This window comes from Pantoea sp. X-Soil-YNGN-844, assembly GCF_059730595.1.
Genome location: NZ_AP036007.1, coordinates 3,715,559 through 3,733,286, shown reverse-complemented (window position 1 = coordinate 3,733,286; position 17,728 = coordinate 3,715,559). Strand labels below are relative to the sequence as shown.

General features: G+C 56.7%; 16 protein-coding genes. 8 read left to right on the top strand and 8 right to left on the bottom strand.

All coding sequences use genetic code 11. From position 1 onward, the window contains the following. The first annotated feature begins 1 nt into the window (after position 1). Complete coding sequence (gene gntU, locus AC6I8C_RS17405; RefSeq protein WP_370425832.1) at positions 2-1,342, top strand: gluconate transporter; 1,341 nt, start codon at positions 2-4, stop codon at positions 1,340-1,342. 24 nt (positions 1,343-1,366) lie between these two features. On the opposite strand, the gene AC6I8C_RS17400 is transcribed toward gntU, so the two are convergent. The 5 genes from AC6I8C_RS17400 to AC6I8C_RS17380 all read right to left on the bottom strand — a co-directional run bounded on the left by AC6I8C_RS17400 (position 1,367) and on the right by AC6I8C_RS17380 (position 3,400). After that, on the bottom strand, positions 1,367-1,684 hold the full coding sequence (locus AC6I8C_RS17400; RefSeq protein WP_497823148.1) for a DUF805 domain-containing protein: 318 nt from the start codon (positions 1,682-1,684) through the stop codon (positions 1,367-1,369). After that, a complete protein-coding gene (locus AC6I8C_RS17395; RefSeq protein ID WP_497823147.1) occupies positions 1,681-2,106 on the bottom strand; it encodes a hypothetical protein in 426 nt (141 codons plus the stop codon). Before AC6I8C_RS17395 ends, AC6I8C_RS17400 begins: the two co-directional genes overlap by 4 nt. Next, positions 2,103-2,342, bottom strand: a complete 240-nt coding sequence (locus tag AC6I8C_RS17390) for a hypothetical protein (protein WP_497823146.1) — start codon at positions 2,340-2,342, stop codon at positions 2,103-2,105. Before AC6I8C_RS17390 ends, AC6I8C_RS17395 begins: the two co-directional genes overlap by 4 nt. Further along, positions 2,339-2,683: a hypothetical protein gene (locus AC6I8C_RS17385; RefSeq protein WP_315313580.1), complete on the bottom strand. Its 345-nt coding sequence runs from the start codon at positions 2,681-2,683 to the stop codon at positions 2,339-2,341. Before AC6I8C_RS17385 ends, AC6I8C_RS17390 begins: the two co-directional genes overlap by 4 nt. A 123-nt stretch (positions 2,684-2,806) precedes the next feature. Then, on the bottom strand, positions 2,807-3,400 hold the full coding sequence (locus AC6I8C_RS17380) for a YhgN family NAAT transporter (protein WP_013359324.1): 594 nt from the start codon (positions 3,398-3,400) through the stop codon (positions 2,807-2,809). A 217-nt stretch (positions 3,401-3,617) separates the two neighbouring features. Between AC6I8C_RS17380 and asd the strand changes: the two genes are divergently transcribed. Further along, complete coding sequence (gene asd, locus AC6I8C_RS17375; RefSeq protein ID WP_013359322.1) at positions 3,618-4,727, top strand: aspartate-semialdehyde dehydrogenase; 1,110 nt, start codon at positions 3,618-3,620, stop codon at positions 4,725-4,727. 416 nt (positions 4,728-5,143) lie between these two features. Here asd and AC6I8C_RS17370 read toward each other — a convergent pair whose 3' ends face one another. Continuing rightward, positions 5,144-5,416, bottom strand: coding sequence for a hypothetical protein (locus AC6I8C_RS17370; protein ID WP_497823145.1), 273 nt, complete (start codon positions 5,414-5,416; stop codon positions 5,144-5,146). A 221-nt stretch (positions 5,417-5,637) separates the two neighbouring features. On the opposite strand from AC6I8C_RS17370, the gene glgB reads away from it, so the two are divergent. The 6 genes from glgB to AC6I8C_RS17340 all read left to right on the top strand — a co-directional run bounded on the left by glgB (position 5,638) and on the right by AC6I8C_RS17340 (position 16,230). Then, entirely contained in the window at positions 5,638-7,821 is a 2,184-nt protein-coding gene (glgB, locus tag AC6I8C_RS17365; protein ID WP_497823144.1) for a 1,4-alpha-glucan branching enzyme, read from the top strand. Next, the gene (glgX, locus tag AC6I8C_RS17360) at positions 7,818-9,800 is read left to right on the top strand and encodes a glycogen debranching protein GlgX (RefSeq protein ID WP_497823143.1); all 1,983 of its coding nucleotides are present in this window, start codon (positions 7,818-7,820) and stop codon (positions 9,798-9,800) included. The genes glgB and glgX overlap by 4 nt, the downstream gene beginning before the upstream one ends. A 10-nt stretch (positions 9,801-9,810) precedes the next feature. Continuing rightward, complete coding sequence (gene glgC / locus AC6I8C_RS17355; RefSeq protein WP_497823142.1) at positions 9,811-11,103, top strand: glucose-1-phosphate adenylyltransferase; 1,293 nt, start codon at positions 9,811-9,813, stop codon at positions 11,101-11,103. A 63-nt stretch (positions 11,104-11,166) separates the two neighbouring features. Then, positions 11,167-12,600, top strand: coding sequence for a glycogen synthase GlgA (gene glgA / locus AC6I8C_RS17350; RefSeq protein ID WP_098052165.1), 1,434 nt, complete (start codon positions 11,167-11,169; stop codon positions 12,598-12,600). 19 nt (positions 12,601-12,619) lie between these two features. Beyond that, a complete protein-coding gene (glgP, locus tag AC6I8C_RS17345) occupies positions 12,620-15,067 on the top strand; it encodes a glycogen phosphorylase (RefSeq protein ID WP_497823141.1) in 2,448 nt (815 codons plus the stop codon). A gap of 227 nt (positions 15,068-15,294) precedes the next feature. Further along, positions 15,295-16,230 carry a LysR family transcriptional regulator gene (locus AC6I8C_RS17340; RefSeq protein ID WP_497823140.1) on the top strand — a complete coding sequence of 312 codons (936 nt, stop codon included), beginning with the start codon at positions 15,295-15,297 and terminating at the stop codon, positions 16,228-16,230. Here AC6I8C_RS17340 and mdcH read toward each other — a convergent pair. Together mdcH and AC6I8C_RS17330 are read right to left on the bottom strand one after the other, a co-directional pair. Continuing rightward, the gene (gene mdcH / locus AC6I8C_RS17335; RefSeq protein ID WP_497823139.1) at positions 16,211-17,113 is read right to left on the bottom strand and encodes a malonate decarboxylase subunit epsilon; all 903 of its coding nucleotides are present in this window, start codon (positions 17,111-17,113) and stop codon (positions 16,211-16,213) included. The two genes, AC6I8C_RS17340 and mdcH, sit on opposite strands and share 20 nt — an antisense overlap. Continuing rightward, positions 17,110-17,727: a malonate decarboxylase holo-ACP synthase gene (locus AC6I8C_RS17330; RefSeq protein ID WP_497823138.1), complete on the bottom strand. Its 618-nt coding sequence runs from the start codon at positions 17,725-17,727 to the stop codon at positions 17,110-17,112. The genes mdcH and AC6I8C_RS17330 overlap by 4 nt, the downstream gene beginning before the upstream one ends. Position 17,728: the final 1 nt, after the last annotated feature.

Below are 17,728 nucleotides of genomic sequence, written 5' to 3'. Positions count from 1 at the left end.
GATGAATACCGCAACACTCGTTTTGACCGCAGCAGGCTCCGTCCTGCTGCTGCTTTTTCTGGTGATGAAGGCCCGTATGCACGCCTTTGTCGCGCTGATGTTAGTCTCCATCGGTGCCGGACTCTTCTCCGGCATGCCACTGAACAAAATCGCGGAAACCATGCAGAAGGGGATGGGCGGCACGCTCGGCTTCCTTGCCATTGTGGTCGCACTGGGCGCGATGTTCGGCAAAATCCTGCATGAAACCGGCGCCGTGGATCAGATCGCTATCCGGATGCTGAAAACCTTTGGTCAGAGCCGCGCCCATTATGCGATGGGCATTGCCGGTCTGATCTGCGCGCTGCCGCTTTTCTTTGAGGTGGCAGTGGTGCTGTTGATCAGCATCGCGTTTGCAGTGGCGCGGCGAACTGGGGGCAATCTGGTGAAGCTGGTGATCCCGCTGTTTGCCGGTGTGGCCGCGGCGGCGGCGTTCCTGCTGCCTGGACCGGCTCCGATGCTGCTTGCTTCACAGATGCACGCGGACTTCGGCTGGATGATCCTGTTGGGTCTCTGTGCGGCGATCCCCGGCATGCTGATTGCCGGGCCGCTATTTGGCAACTTCATTGGCAATCACGTCACGTTCAGCGCACCGCCGGAAGATCATCAGCCGGATGTTGATGAAAGCAAGCTGCCGTCGTTTGGCTTCAGCCTCTCACTGATCCTGTTCCCGCTGGTGCTGGTCGGCCTGAAAACCATCGGCGCACGCTTCACAGCCGAAGGCACCACGCTGTACGAGTGGCTGGAATTTATCGGCCATCCTTTCACCGCCATTCTGCTGGCGCTGCTGGTGGCGATTTATGGCCTGGCTTACCGTCAGGGTATGGATAAAGAGCGGGTGATGCAGGTGTGCGGCAGCGCGCTGCAACCGGCCGGGATTATCCTGCTGGTGATTGGAGCGGGTGGCGTATTCAAGCAGGTGCTGGTGGATTCAGGCGTAGGGCCGGTGCTGGGCAATGCGCTGACCGGTGCAGGTCTGCCGATTGCGCTGGCCTGCTTTATTCTGTCGGGCGCGGTGCGGGTGATTCAGGGGTCGGCGACGGTCGCCTGTCTGACCACCGTCGGGCTAATCATGCCGGTGATTGAACCGCTGCATTACAGCGGTGCGCAACTGGCGGCGCTGTCGATCTGCATCGGCGGTGGCTCGATTATTATCAGCCATGTGAACGATGCCGGGTTCTGGCTGTTTGGCCGCTTCACCGGGGCCAGCGAAGCGGAAACGCTGAAAACCTGGACGCTGATGGAGACCATTCTCGGCACCGTAGGTGCAGTTGTTGGAATGATTGCTTTCGAACTGCTTTCCTGACCAGTCTGACGGGCTATCTGTCCGTCAGTTTTTTTTCCGCGAGCCGGGAAAGAGTAAAAAAGGGAACAGCAGATAAGGTGCTACTACCAAAAGGACAATGACGCCGCGTGAATAGCCAGCGTCATTTATTCTTCTCACCCCGCAGGAAAATAGAGGCAAAATAAACAGCAGCAGCGCGATTAAGCCTGGTTCATGCTCTGGCCCGGTAAACCATTGCAGATAACTGCAGAACCAGACCAGCTGAAACAGCAGGAAAATAAAATAGCTCGTCCTTTCTTCACGCCCTTCATAGTTAAACGTGCGCAGCAGACAGCTTTTGATAATCTGCGGCAGACTGTTCATGCCCATTTTCTTCTTATCAGAGCAAAAAAAACCAGCGTGATGGCGGCGGCAAGCAAGTAAACCCAGGCAAAATCAGTGACGTCAACTTGCATCAGTTGCACGTCATTTAACGCCGCTTTCTGGCCCGGGACGGATAATACGGTCAGGCCAGCTAAACAGAGTATATTTGCCAGAAAAAATAGCGACTGAAAGGCTGTTTCTTTAGCCACGGACAGGGCGGCAATTTTTCTGAAACCCCACCAGGCTATCAGATAAACCAGTAGCCAGAGTAACGAGCAGAGTAGCGGGGCAACCAGATAACTGCGCATATCTGTGATCACCCCTGAATGGCCGCTGCTGGCATACTCCAGGACTTCCTGAAGGGAGAAGTAACCTGTTATCAGATAGAGCGCGCCGAAGAAAAAGGGTAATAACAACCTCATTGCATTTCCCTCCGGGTTTTCAGCCGCTGAATCAGCTGCGGCAGCTCTTTTCCGGGGTCCACCATCACCAGCTGTTTACTTTTTGCATCGTATTTCGCGGCGGCGGTCGGGTCACCTTTACCGCCCTCCGCCATCACAAAGCGTGCATCTGCACGGCCATAAAGGCCGACATGCGGGAAGGGATCGCTGCCAAAGGCCAGCACGTTTCGGCCAGGCAGGGTATATTCTCTGGTCAAAAAATCCGGGATTTTTTTGAGTCGACGCCTGAGAAAGGCGTAGTGACAAAGCGGGAACCTGCATAATCGAGGGAAAAGCAGGTACTGCTATCGGCTGCATTTTTCTGTACCAAATCCGCGCCAAACAGGATTTTTAAACGTTGCCAGACCGTCGCGCTGTCGGGTTCGATCTTTGTGCCTTCCAGATAAACATCTTGTTTATGATAAAGTTGGTAAACCATTTTGTGGATCTGCATCATGGAGGCGCCAACACCGTGCCAGTTCGGTGCATCCCTGCTGTAAAGCCGCTCAACGATAATAAAGACGCCTGTCCCGGCATAATTTTCAATACTACCCGCCATAGAAATCTCCTTTTTTACAACATTATATTAATATTATTGTTCATTTCAATGTCGTAACTTTATGATAAACAGGCTGAATTGATGCGGCTGCATGCTTGTCAGTTCAAAAGGACAAAGGCACGCTTATAACTTCAGATAAGCCCGGATGCCGTCCAGGAACATCTGGGTTGCCAGCATAATCAGTATCAATCCCATCAGACGTTCCAGCGCATTCACACCCTTATCGCCCAGCAGACGCAGGAACAGACCTGACATCAGCAGAATAGCGACCGTTACGCCCCAGGCGATCAGCAGCGCGCCCACCAGATGCGACATCTGATGCGGATACTGATGCGACAGCAGCATCAAAGTGGCCAGTAGCGATGGCCCAGCGACCAGTGGAATCGCCAGTGGCACCAGGAACGGCTCTTCGCCCGCTGGTAAGCCAGAACTACTGCTTTCGGCCGATGGAAAAATCATCTTGATGGCGATCAGAAACAGGATGATCCCGCCGGAGATCGACACCGTTTCGGTGCGCAGATTCAAAAACGCCAGGATGCGTTCACCGGTAAAAAGGAACAGCAGCATGATGATCAGCGCGATCAGCATTTCGCGGATTAGCACAACCCGCCGCCGTTTCGGCTCCAGATGCTTTAAAACCGACATAAAAATCGGCAGATTGCCCAGTGGATCCATAATTAACAACAATAATATTGTTGCCGAAATCATTTCAGTCATCGGTTTTGCGCCATGTTGTTCGCGAAAAAGCGGAGTTATTAGTTACGCTGCTGAAAAAGTTAGCGTAATCGAATTAATTCACTTGCTACCCGGCCTGCATTTTGTAGAGTGATAGCACACAGGTAAATCCTATTATTACGCAGAGCGGCGTGAAAATAGCACGCGGCTCTCTCCTCTGAAATGAAAAGCAGGTGTAACTGCCTTAGACGGACACGACATGAAGAATGTAGGTTTTGTTGGTTGGCGCGGCATGGTCGGCTCAGTGCTGATGTCCCGCATGAGTGAAGAGCGTGATTTTGATGCAATCAATCCGGTCTTCTTCTCGACGTCGCAGCATGGTCAGGCGGCACCCGCGTTTGCGGGCAAACAGCAGGGCACCCTGCAGGATGCGTTTGATATTGAGGCGCTGCGCGCGCTGGATATCATTATCACCTGCCAGGGCGGCGACTACACCAGTGACGTCTATCCAAAGCTGCGCGCCAGCGGCTGGCAGGGATACTGGATTGATGCGGCCTCCACGCTGCGCATGAAGGATGATGCCATCATCATTCTCGATCCGGTCAACCATGCTGTGATTCGCCAGGGCATCGACCGTGGCATCAAAACCTTTGTCGGCGGAAACTGTACCGTCAGCCTGATGCTGATGTCGCTGGGCGGCCTGTTTGCGCAGGATCTGGTGGAGTGGGCCTCGGTTGCCACCTATCAGGCAGCCTCTGGCGGCGGCGCGCGCCACATGCGCGAACTGCTGACCCAGATGGGCATGCTGCACGATCACGTTGCGCCTGCGCTGCAGAACCCGGCTTCCGCCATCCTCGACATTGAGCGTAGCGTGACCGATTTCACCCGTTCCGGCACCTTACCAACCGATAACTTCGGCGTACCGCTGGCGGGCAGCCTGATTCCTTGGATCGACAAGCAGCTGGAAAACGGTCAGAGCCGCGAAGAGTGGAAAGGCCAGGCGGAGACCAACAAGATCCTCGCTACTTCGAAGGTTATCCCGGTTGATGGATTATGCGTACGCGTCGGCGCGCTGCGCTGCCACAGCCAGGCGTTTACGCTGAAGCTGAAACGCGACCTGCCGCTGGCTGAAATTGAGCAACTGCTGGCCTCTCACAATGAGTGGGTCAAAGTGGTGCCAAATGATCGCGAGCTGACGATGCGTGAACTGACGCCTGCCGCCGTGACCGGCACGCTGACCACGCCGGTTGGCCGTCTGCGTAAACTGAACATGGGGCCGGAGTACCTTTCCGCCTTCACGGTAGGCGACCAACTGTTATGGGGCGCAGCCGAACCGCTGCGTCGCATGCTGCGGTTGCTGACCAACTAGTCAGCAAATATCGCCTGAGTCATGCCGATCGGATAAGACAAAAAGGATCGGATGGCTATATGAAAGCCCGTAATCATCATTGATGGTTGCGGGCTTTTTTGCTGACTGGCCTGGGATGGTGTTATTGCGTTTTAAGCAACATACCGCTCTGTACTTCATGACCTGTATGGCCATTGATGGCTGGCGTCTGGCTATGTAGCGTGCTTAACCTGTTTTTTGATAACCCATTCTTTTTGCATCCTTACAGAGTGCCTGTGCAGTCAGGGCGTTGAGCCATAACGACAATGTTACTCTGCCTGTGATACAGAGCAGGCAGCACGAAGATGCTGAGCAGGATGAAGTACAGGTGCCCTGTATATTAGCCATTATATGCTCTTATCTCTGAGTCGATTAGAAACATGCTGTTAACCATCGCTTTACAACGCGTTATCAGGTAGCTTTTCTCCATCGCCGTCTGCGCTCATCACGCGGGTGTCTGACATTGCCCGGCGGCAGAGACGCTGTTCCAGTCCGGTGAAAAATGCAGCGTCTTTCATCCGGACACGCCGGGCAGCATAAATGACACTAATCTGCGGATTTGTCCGGCCTTTTTTGTCCCTTTCGTACACGAAACAATCTGCCGTTTCGCTTACTAAGTGATCAGCTTCCCTTTTTTGCCGATCGCTAAAGAATATTTTGCTTAAGTCCATGGCAACTGCCGCGACCAAGCTATGATTTAACCATGATGTGCCACAGGTCACTCTTGTGCTTTCCGGACTAAATGGTTGTGGTACACGGCAAAAAAATTTTCCCACGGAATGGCCTGACTTCTTTGTCGTTGTACGTATGGCTCAATGAAGAGCAGCGCAGGTGAAGCGCGACAGGCTATGTTGCGTTCATTTCGGCTGCCAATTATCACAGGAAGAAAGTCATGTCAGAGCTTCCCGATCGCGATGCGATCAATGCCCTGTTTGCGGGTAATTATGCCGACCCTTTTTCGTTACTAGGGATGCACCGAACTCAGCAAGGCCTGGAAGTCAGGGCATTGCTCCCCGAAGCGCTCGAAGTGTGGGTCATTGAAACCTCCACCGGACGTAAACTGGCTCAGCTGGTGTGCGAGGATGCACGCGGCTTCTTCAGTGGCGTCATTCCACGCCGTAAAAATCATTTCCGCTACCAGCTGGCGGTGAACTGGCACGGCCAGCAAAATCTGGTCGATGATGCCTACCGCTTTGGCCCGCTGCTGCAGGAGATGGATCTGTGGCTGCTGGCGGAAGGAACACACCTGCGTCCTTACGAAACGCTGGGCGCGCATGGCGATGTCATCGATGGCGTCTTCGGGACCCGCTTCTGCGTCTGGGCACCCAACGCCCGTCGCGTCTCAGTGGTTGGTGACTTCAACTTCTGGGATGGCCGCCGTCATCCGATGCGCCTGCGTCAGGAGCTGGGCATCTGGGAGCTGTTTGTACCGGGTGCGGTCAACGGTCAGCTCTACAAATATGAAATTATCGATGCCAATGGTGAACTGCGTATCAAAGCGGATCCTTACGCCTTTGAAGCGCAGATGCGCCCGCAAACTGCGTCGATGATCTGTGGCCTGCCAGAGCCGGTTGAGATGAAAGAGGAGCGCAAAGCCGCCAACGGTTTTGACGCGCCCATCTCCATCTATGAAGTGCACCTGGGCTCCTGGCGTCGTCACACCGACAACAACTTCTGGCTGAGCTACAAAGAGCTGGCTGAACAGCTGGTGCCTTACGTTAAAGAGATGGGCTTTACCCATATCGAACTGCTGCCGATCAACGAGCATCCGTTTGATGGTAGCTGGGGCTATCAGCCACTGGGCATGTATGCGCCGACCCGCCGTTTTGGAACCCGTGATGAGTTCCGCGCCTTTATTGACGCCGCCCATGAAGCGGGCCTCAACGTGCTGCTCGACTGGGTGCCGGGTCATTTCCCTAGCGATGATTTCGGTCTGGCGCGCTTCGACGGCACGCAGCTCTATGAGCACAGCGACCCGCGAGAAGGCTTCCACCAGGACTGGAACACCCTGATCTACAACTTTGGTCGCCGGGAAGTGAGCAACTACCTGTCGGGCAATGCGCTCTACTGGACCGAACGCTTTGGCATCGATGGCCTGCGCGTGGATGCTGTCGCCTCCATGATTTACCGCGATTACAGTCGCAACGAAGGAGAGTGGGTACCAAATCAGTTCGGGGGCCGTGAGAACCTGGAAGCGATCGAATTTCTGCGTTACACCAACCGCACGCTCGGCACTGTGGCGTCCGGGTCGGTAACCATGGCTGAAGAGTCAACCGACTATCCTGGCGTGACGCGTCCGACCGAAGGTGGCGGGCTGGGCTTCTGGTTCAAATGGAACCTGGGCTGGATGCACGACACGCTTGACTACATGCAGGTCGATCCCATCTACCGCAAGCACCATCACAACCTGATGAGCTTCGGCATGATGTACAACTACACTGAAAACTTTGTGCTGCCGTTGTCGCATGACGAAGTGGTGCACGGTAAGCGCTCGATTCTCGATCGTATGCCGGGCGACGCCTGGCAGAAGTTCGCCAACCTGCGTGCCTACTACGGCTGGATGTGGGGCTTCCCCGGCAAGAAACTGCTGTTCATGGGCAACGAATTTGCTCAGGGCCGCGAGTGGAACCACGACGTCAGCCTGGACTGGCATCTGCTGGAAGGCGGCGATAACTGGCATCACGGCGTGCAGCGTCTGGTGCGCGACCTCAACCATACCTATCAGCACTACACGCCGCTGCATCAGCTGGACTTTGATCCGGCAGGCTTTGAGTGGCTGGTGGTGAACGATGCGGAACACTCCGTCTTCGCCTTCGTCCGCCGCGACCGTGAAGGAAACGAAGTAATCGTCGTCAGTAACTTTACCCCGGTGCCGCGTCCGGGCTATCGCTTTGGCGTTAATCAGCCTGGCTACTGGCGCGAAGTACTGAACACAGATCAGCATGAGTATCACGGCAGTGACGTGCGTATTCATCGGGTGCATACCGATGAGCAGGAGAGCCACGGACGACCGCAGTCGCTGAGTCTTGATCTGCCGCCGCTGGCAACAGTCTGGCTGGTGCGGGAGGCTGAATGACCATGACTGCCGGCGATCCCGAACCGCTGGGTGCCAGTTACGATGGCAAAGGCGTTAACTTCACTCTGTTCTCACAGCATGCGGAGCGCGTAGAGCTCTGCCTGTTTGATGAACAGGGTGCAGAACAGCGTTTTGACCTGCCTGGCCGCAGTGGGGATATCTGGCACGGTTATGTTCCGGCGTTAAAACCGGGACAGCGCTACGGCTACCGGGTGCATGGCCTCTGGTCGCCGCAGCGGGGACATCGCTTTAACCCGGCAAAGCTGCTGGTTGACCCCTGCGCCCGCGCGGTGGAAGGCGATGTTCCGGATGACCCGCTGTTTCAGGGTGGCGAAGCGCAGCCCGATCCGCATGACAACGCCGCGATTGCGCCTAAATGTGTGGTGGTAGCCGAAGATTTTGACTGGCAGGGCGATGTCGCGCCACGTACGGCCTGGGGCAACACGGTAATTTATGAGGCCCATGTGCGCGGCCTGACGCAGCAGCATCCGGAAATTCCGGAAACGCTGCGTGGGACTTACGCGGCGCTGGGTCATCCTGTTATGGTGGATTACCTGCGCAAGCTGGGAATTACCACCCTTGAGCTGCTGCCGGTGGCCCACTTCGCCAGCGAACCGCGACTGCTGCAGCTCGGCCTGAGTAACTACTGGGGCTATAACCCCTTTGCGCTCTGGGCGGTGGATCCCCGTTACGCCTCCGGTCAGCCGGGTGTGACGCCATTGCAGGAGTTTCAGCAGGCGGTCAAGAGCCTGCACGCCGCGGGTATTGAAGTACTGCTGGATGTGGTGTTTAACCATACTGCTGAACTGGATGAGATTGGCCCGACGATCTCAATGCGCGGTATCGACAATGCCAGCTACTACTGGCTCGATGAGCAGGGCGGTTATCAGAACTGGACCGGCTGCGGCAACACGCTGAATATCCACCATCCGCAGGTGATGGCGTGGACCTTAGAGGCGCTGCGCTACTGGGTACGCGTCTGCCATGTCGACGGCTTCCGCTTTGACCTTGCGCCGGTTCTGGGCCGCACACCCGATTACCAGCGTGATGCACCCTTTTTTGAGGCGATACGCGCCTGTCCGCTGCTCTCTCAGGTCAAGCTGATTGCAGAACCCTGGGATATCGGCCCTGACGGCTATCAGGTTGGCCGTTTTCCGCCACCGTTTGCCGAATGGAACGATAAGTTTCGCGACACCGCGCGTCGTTACTGGCTGCATGGCGGCTTGAGCAATGGTGAGTTCGTCCGCCGCTTTGCCGCCTCCAGCGATCTCTATCAGCATGATGACCGGCCGCCACACGCCACGGTTAACCTGATCACCGCCCATGACGGCTTTACGCTGTGGGATGTGGTGAGCTTCGAACGTAAACACAACGAAGCGAACGGGGAAGATAACCGTGATGGCCACGGTGATAACTACAGCCACAACCACGGCAAAGAGGGGCTGAACGTCAGCTTTGACGTGATCGAACGCCGCCGTCGCAGCGTACGGGCACTGCTAACGACGCTGCTGCTGTCACAGGGCACGCCAATGCTGCTGGCCGGCGATGAGCGCGGCCATACGCAGCGTGGCAACAACAACGCCTACTGTCAGGATAACGCCCTGAGCTGGCTTGACTGGCAGGCGGATGAGAAGGGATTAGTCGGATTCACCGCAGCACTGATTGCTCTGCGGCAGCGCATTCCGGCGCTGACCGCAGATCGCTGGTGGCAGGACGGTGACGGCAATGTGCAGTGGCTCAATGCCGGTGGCCAGCCACTGCAACACGATGAATGGGCACAGGGGATGCACAGATTGCAGATCCTGCTGTCCGGCCGCTGGTTAATAACAATAAACGCCACGGATACGGTGAATGACATCGTGTTACCAGACGGAGAATGGCGTGCCCTTCCTCCTTTCGCCGGGGACGACAACCCCATCCTGCTAACTGTCTGGCATGGTCCCGCACACGGTGTGTGCGTGTTCCAAAAGCAATCATAAGGAGTCAGACATGGTTAAGTTAGATAGAACAGAACACCTGATGCTGGCCCGCCAGCTCCCTACACAGACGGTTGCTCTGATCCTTGCCGGCGGACGCGGCACGCGGCTGGTCGATTTAACGGCCAAACGTGCCAAACCGGCGGTGCATTTCGGCGGCAAGTTCCGCATTATCGACTTTGCCCTCTCCAACTGCGTCAACTCCGGTATCCGGCGGATTGGCGTCATTACGCAGTATCAGTCCCATACCCTCACTCAGCATATCCAGCGTGGCTGGTCGATCTTCAATGAAGAGATGAATGAGTTTGTCGATTTGCTGCCAGCGCAGCAGCGCTTTTCGACCGAACAGTGGTATCGCGGAACGGCCGATGCCGTGACGCAAAACCTTGATGTGATTCGCCGCTATCAGGCGCAGTACATCGTGATCCTTGCCGGGGACCACATTTATAAGATGGATTATTCACGCATGCTGCTGGATCACGTGGTAAACGAGGCGAAATGTACCATCGCCTGTTTACCGGTACCGGTGCATGAAGCCACGGCGTTTGGCGTGATGGCGGTGAATGAGGAGAACATGGTGATCGACTTCGTGGAGAAACCCGCGAAACCGCCCACCATGCCAGGTGATGACACGCAGTCGCTCGCCAGCATGGGGATTTACGTGTTTAACGCGGACTATCTCTATGAGCTGCTGGAGGAGGATCTGCAGACGCCAGGCTCTAACCATGATTTCGGCAAAGATATCCTGCCGAAAATCGTGGCAAGCGGCGAAGGCTATGCGCACTCCTTTGCGCTCTCCTGTGTCCAGAACGATGACAATGCGCCGCCTTACTGGCGCGATGTCGGAACGCTGGAAGCCTACTGGCGCGCCAATCTCGACCTGGCCTCGGTGATGCCTGAGCTTGATATGTATGACGTCACCTGGCCGATTCGTACGCACATGGAGCCGCTGCCGCCGGCCAAATTTGTTCAGGATCGTTCCGGGAGTCACGGGATGACCATGAACTCGCTGGTTTCGGGCGGCTGCATCATCTCCGGTTCGGTGGTGGTCAATTCCGTGCTGTTCCCACGCGTTCGCGTTAACTCGTTTTGTAATATTGATTCAACCGTACTGCTGCCTGATGTGGTAGTGGGCCGATCGTGTCGCCTGCGTCGCTGTGTGATTGATCGCGCCTGCGAACTGCCGGAAGGCATGGTTATTGGCGAAAACCCCGATGAAGACAGTCGCCGGTTTCACCGTTCGGATGAAGGGATCGTACTGGTCACCCGCGCCATGCTGGCAAGGCTGGCCAAAGCGGGGCTGTAAGCGATAAGCGGAACTTACGCAATCGGCACGCGGAGCGTGCCGGATAACTTAATGAGGTCGAGGATGCAGGTTTTACATGTCTGTTCAGAACTTTTCCCGCTGCTGAAAACGGGCGGACTGGCTGATGTAGTCGGGGCATTACCTCAGGCGCAGATTGCGGGCGGCACGGATACACGGGTACTGTTGCCCGCTTTTCCCGCATTGCGCAAAGGCATACCCGATCTCCAGGTAGTGACGGAGCGAGAGACATTTGCCGGTCATATACGTCTGCTATTTGGTGAATTTAATGGTGTGGGCATCTACTTAATTGATGCGCCTGGCCTCTACGATCGTCCCGGCAGTCCCTACCATGACGAGTCGCAGTTTGCGTATGTTGACAACTATCTGCGCTTTGCGCTGCTGGGCTGGGTCGGCTGTGAACTGGCGTGCGGCATGGACTCTATGTGGCGTCCCGAGATTGTGCATGCGCATGACTGGCATGCTGGCCTGACCTGCGCCTATCTGGAAGCGCGTGGTCGTCCGGCTAAATCCGTCTTCACCGTACACAACCTGGCGTACCAGGGGCTGTTCATGGCGCATCACATGGATGAGATTGGCCTGCCGTGGTCGTTCTTTAACATGCATGGGCTGGAGTTCTTCGGTCAGATCTCCTTCCTGAAAGCGGGACTCTTTTACGCTGACCACATTACGGCGGTGAGCCCGACTTACGCGCATGAAATTACCTCTGCCGAATATGCTTATGGCATGGAAAGCCTGCTGGCGCAGCGGATGCTGGAAGGCCGTCTTAGCGGGATCCTTAATGGCGTCGATCCCTCTATCTGGGACCCGGCGCACGACCTGCTGCTGAGTGCGCGCTATAACCGCGACACGCTGGAAGCGAAAGCGGAAAACAAACGGCAGTTGCAGGTGGCGATGGGGCTGAAGGTGGATGATAAAGCGCCGGTATTCTGCGTGATCAGCCGACTGACTAAACAGAAAGGCCTGGATTTGGTGCTTGAGGCGCTGCCTGGCCTGCTGGCGCAGGGCGGACAGCTGGTGCTGCTGGGACAGGGTGATGCCGAGCTGCAACAGGGATTCCTGGCGGCAGCAGCGGAGCATCCGGGCAGTGTGGGTGTGCAGATTGGCTATCACGAAGCGTTCTCCCACCGCATTGTCGGTGGCGCGGATGTGATCGTGGTGCCGAGTCGCTTTGAGCCCTGCGGCCTGACTCAACTTTATGGCCTGAAGTATGGTACGTTGCCGTTAGTGCGCCGCACCGGCGGGCTGGCAGATACCGTCAATGACAGCTCTCTGGAGAACCTTGCCGACGGTATCGCCAGTGGCTTCAGCTTTGAAGATGCCAACGCCTGGTCGCTGTTGCGGGCCATCCGGCGCGCGTTTGTGTTGTGGTCCCGTCCTTCACTGTGGCGTTACGTTCAGCGTCAGGCGATGGGCATGGACTTTAGCTGGCAGGTGGCCGCACAAGCCTACCGTGATCTCTACCAACGTTTGATGTAACGGATTGGGAAAACTGGATATGAATGCACCTTTCACTTACGCCTCACCAACGTTGACGGTTGATGCCTTAAAGCATTCGATTGCCTACAAACTGATGTTCACTATCGGCAAAGATCCCTCGATCGCCAACAAGCACGAGTGGCTCAACGCCTCGCTGCTGGCAGTGCGAGACCGGATGGTGGAGCGCTGGCTGCGTTCCAGCCGTGCCCAGCTCTCTCAGGATGTCCGCCAGGTCTATTACCTGTCGATGGAGTTCCTGATGGGCCGCACGTTAGGAAATGCGCTGCTGGCGATGGGGATCTATGACGATCTCAACCAGGCGCTGGATGAGATGGGTCTGGATCTGGCCGAGCTGATGGAAGAGGAGAACGATCCGGGGCTGGGCAACGGTGGTCTGGGTCGCCTGGCGGCCTGTTTCCTCGATTCACTGGCAACGCTGGGCATGCCGGGCCGCGGTTATGGCATTCGCTATGATTACGGCATGTTCAAACAGAACATCGTGGAAGGTGAGCAGAAAGAGTCGCCGGATTACTGGCTCGAATATGGTAATCCGTGGGAATTCCAGCGTTTCAATACCCGTTACAAAGTACGATTTGGCGGTCGCGTTCAGCATGAAGGCACGAAGGTGCGCTGGCTGGAGACCGAAGAGATCCTGGCGATGGCCTATGACCAGATCATTCCGGGCTTCGACACTGATGCCACCAATACCCTGAGACTGTGGGGGGCGCAGGCCAGCAACGAAATCAACCTCGGCAAGTTCAACCAGGGTGACTATTTTGCGGCGGTGGAAGATAAAAACCACTCTGAAAACGTGTCGCGCGTGCTCTACCCGGATGACTCCACCTATTCAGGCCGTGAGCTGCGTCTGCGTCAGGAATATTTCCTGGTCTCCGCGACCGTGCAGGACATCCTGAATCGCCACTGGCGGATGCACCAGACCTGGGACAACCTGGCGGACAAGATCGCCATTCACCTGAATGATACCCATCCGGTGCTGGCGATCCCCGAACTGATGCGCCTGCTGATCGACGAACATAAATTCAGCTGGGACAGCGCTTTTGACGTCTGCTGTCAGGTCTTCTCCTATACCAACCATACGCTGATGACCGAAGCGCTCGAGACCTGGCCGGTCGATATGATCGGTAAGATCCTGCCGCGCCACCTCAGCATCATTTTCGAGATTAACGACTTCTTCCTCAAGACGATTCAGGATCACTATCCTGATGACCTGGATCTGCTGTCGCGCATTTCGATCATCGACGAAAACGATGGACGCCGGATACGCATGGGCTGGCTGGCCGTCGTCGTCAGTCATAAAGTGAATGGCGTGTCAGAGCTGCACTCCAATTTAATGGTGCAGTCACTGTTTGCCGACTTCTCCCGTCTGTTCCCGGGCCGCTTCTGCAACAAAACCAACGGCGTCACTCCACGTCGCTGGCTGGCGCTGGCGAACCCGGCGCTGTCAGAGGTGCTGGATGAGGAGATTGGTCGCAACTGGCGTACCGATCTCAGCCAGCTGGATGAGCTGAAAGCCCAGATCGACTATCCGGCGTTTATTGAAAAAGTCGCAGTTGCCAAGCATCAGAACAAGCGTCGGCTGGCCGACTGGGTAGCGAAGAATCTGGATGTGGTGCTCGACCCGAACGCGCTGTTTGATGTACAGATCAAGCGTATTCACGAGTACAAACGCCAGCTGCTCAACGTGCTGCATGTGATCACCCGTTACAATCGCATCAAAGCCGATCCGCAGGCGGATTGGGTGCCGCGCGTGAATATCTTTGCCGGTAAAGCGGCGTCGGCCTATTACGTCGCCAAGCACATCATTCATCTGATCAACGATGTCGCGAATGTGATCAACAACGATCCGCAGGTGAAGAACAAACTGAAGGTGGTGTTCATCCCGAACTATAGCGTGAGTCTGGCACAGATCATTATACCGGCGGCCGATCTCTCTGAGCAGATCTCGACCGCAGGGACGGAAGCGTCCGGCACCAGTAACATGAAGTTTGCGCTGAACGGTGCGCTGACGATCGGTACGCTGGATGGCGCCAACGTTGAGATGCTGGATCACGTCGGGGAAGAGAACATCTTTATCTTTGGTAATACCACGCCGCAGGTCGAAGCGCTGCGTAAGGGCGGCTATAACCCGCGTGACTATTACGAAAAGGACGAAGAGCTGCATCAGGTGCTGACTCAGATTGCCTCTGGTGTATTCAGCCCGCAGGATCCGGGTCGCTACCGCAATCTGTTCGATTCTCTGGTTAACTTCGGCGATCACTACCAGTTACTGGCGGATTATCGCAGCTATGTGGATACCCAGGATAAGGTGGATGCGCTCTATCGTAAACCGGATGAGTGGCAGCGCCGCGCAGCGAAAAATATCGCCGGCATGGGCTACTTCTCGTCGGACCGTACCATTCAGGAGTACGCCGATGAGATCTGGAACATCACACCAATAAGGCTGTAGGGTCGGGCAGTACGCCTTTCTGACGCTCTTTGCGGCCGGGTAACCGGCCGCCACATTGCCATCTTCTCTTCTGACCCTCCCGCCATCCCGCGCACTTTTTCATAGGGTTCAGCGTCTTATGATTTCTGTGCCGGTATCTGCCCGCAGAGCGAGCCAGATCATTACACCCTGGCTGAGAATCGCTACTATGCGGGAAAGCAAAACGACCCGACAGGCAACCGCGGCCCATGAGTGACAACATCAATCAGGAAATTACCTTTCGCAAGCTCAGCGTCTTTATGATGTTTATGAGCAAAGGGAATATCGCCCGCACGGCGGAATCGCTGGCGCTAAGCAGCGTCAGCGTGCATCGCGCGCTGCACACGCTGGAAGAGGGCATCGACTGCCCGCTGTTCATCCACAAAGGCCGTAACCTGGTGCCGTTGCCTGCCGCCTGGACGCTGCTGGACTACTGTCGCGACGTAACTACCCTGATGGGCAAAGGTATTGAAGAGGCGCGCAAGGTGGCGGGCATCGGCGTAGGTCGTCTGCGGCTTGGCACGCTCTACTCGCTGACGCTTGAAACCATCCCCCGGCTGATTATGGGTATGAAACTGCGCCGGCCCACGCTGGAGCTTGATCTGACCATGGGCTCCAATCAGATGCTCATGAATATGCTGGAAGATGACGCGCTGGATGCGATTCTGATCGCCACCGATGACGGTGAACTCAGCGATGCGCATTTTGATGTGATTCCGCTGTTTGAGGACAGTATTTTTCTGGCTGCACCGGCCGGAGAGACGCAGGAGGGAACCGGCCCGGTGGATCTGCGTGATTTTGCCAACCGTGATTTTGTCTCACTGGCTGAGGGATTTGCCACCTATGCCGGTTCGCGGGAGGCGTTTCAGATAGCCGGATTTGAACCGCGCATGGTCACCCAGGTAAATGACATCTTCTCAATGATAAGCCTGGTGCAGGCGGGCATTGGCCTGGCGCTGATCCCGGGACGAATGAAGAAGGTGTATGAAAACAACATTCAGTTGCTGCCGCTCGCTGAGCCTTATCAGATGCGTCAGCAGATCTCGATTGTCTACTCACATCGTCGCGAACGGGATAATGACCTGCTGGCGCTGGCGGCAGAAGGGCGGATGTATGCCCGCAGCCTTACTGACTCAACCGTTTAGCCAGATGCTGCGCCACCCCGACGCTGTTGCGCTCCAGACAGATCGCTTCGCCCTGCCAGTTCGCCTGCAGCGTCAGGCCGGTCAGAACATTGCCAGGCGGCATCTCAATCGCCAGTCGGGCATCGCGCTGATTAGCGGAAACCATCGCATCATTCCACTGCACCGTGCGCGCCATATTAAAGGCGAGATCGTCAGCAATCTTCTCCGGTTCCCAAATTACCCGTCCGGTTGAGCCGCTGAGGTAAGCGCAATCGGGGCGGGAGAGGGTGACGGACTCAAAGGCGCGAGCCAGTTCGGCGGCGGGTTTATCCAGCAGTGCGCAGTGCGACGGCACGCTCACCGCGAGTTTAATCGCTTTACTGGCACCGGCATCCAGCGCCTTCTTCGCCACGACAGCCATATCCTCATCACGACCGGCAATCACAATCTGCGTTTCCGCATTCAGGTTGGCGATGTAGGTATTGCTGCCAGCCAGTAGCTTCTCAAGACGATTCAGCGTCAGGCCGGCGATGGCGGTCAGGCCATATCCCTGCGGATACGCCTGCTCCATCAGGTCACCGCGCAGCGCAACCAGCCGCAGGGCATCGCTGAAATCGAGCGCACCGGCGATCACCGCAGCGGGAAATGCACCAATCGACAGACCACTGACGATGTCCGGTTTCACTCCACAGCGTATCAGCTCGCGCGCCCAGGCGACGCCGGCAATCAGCAGACTAAGCTGCACGGCGCGGGTATGGCGCAGCGCCTCAGTGCTGTCGAGCCGGTCGGTCTCGTCGCCCAGTACCACTCGCACGCTGTTTAACACCGCGTCGCCGTCGGGCAGATGCTGCAGCATCCCGGCACGCTGGGTGCCCTGGCCGGGAAAGGTAAAGAGTATTTTCATGGATTCTCCCTGCTCCAGGGTGAAGCGGTCAGTATCGGTCCGGTATCGGTTTTTAACAGCACGCGCCCCTCACGCAGCCACTCGTTCAGCGCAAACGCGCCAGACGGCGTTTCCACCTGGGTATCCACACGGCAGTCCAGTGCGTCGGTCTGCGTCAGCCACTGTTGCAGCGCATCGCGTGGCTGCGGCTGCGGGGCGCGGATCACTAAATCAAGATCGCTGGCAGCGTGCAGCACAGGGCGCTGCGTCGCCAGCGCATAACCGGTGCTGCCGGTAATGCCCCAGTGCCAGGGCCAGAGAGTCTCGCTGAGCGCAATCGCCGCGCGAACCGGCGCATAGGCGGTAAAGGGTGAATCCAGCAGCCATGTCCGTTCTGCCAGCCTCTCTGGCGTCACCATCCGGACAATATCGGCTGGACTAATCCAGCCGGCGGCGCGCTGCTCACGTCGTTCACCGCGCACACCCACCGGAATCAGACCGGATTCACGGTGGTCGCGCCGTACCACCACCGGCAGATCGGGATGCCAGAACGGGCTGACCCAGCTCTCTTTAACCGCGGCTAACGTGTCACTGTGACGCAGCCAGAGCAGATCGTGGGGGCGCGGTGCACTCATA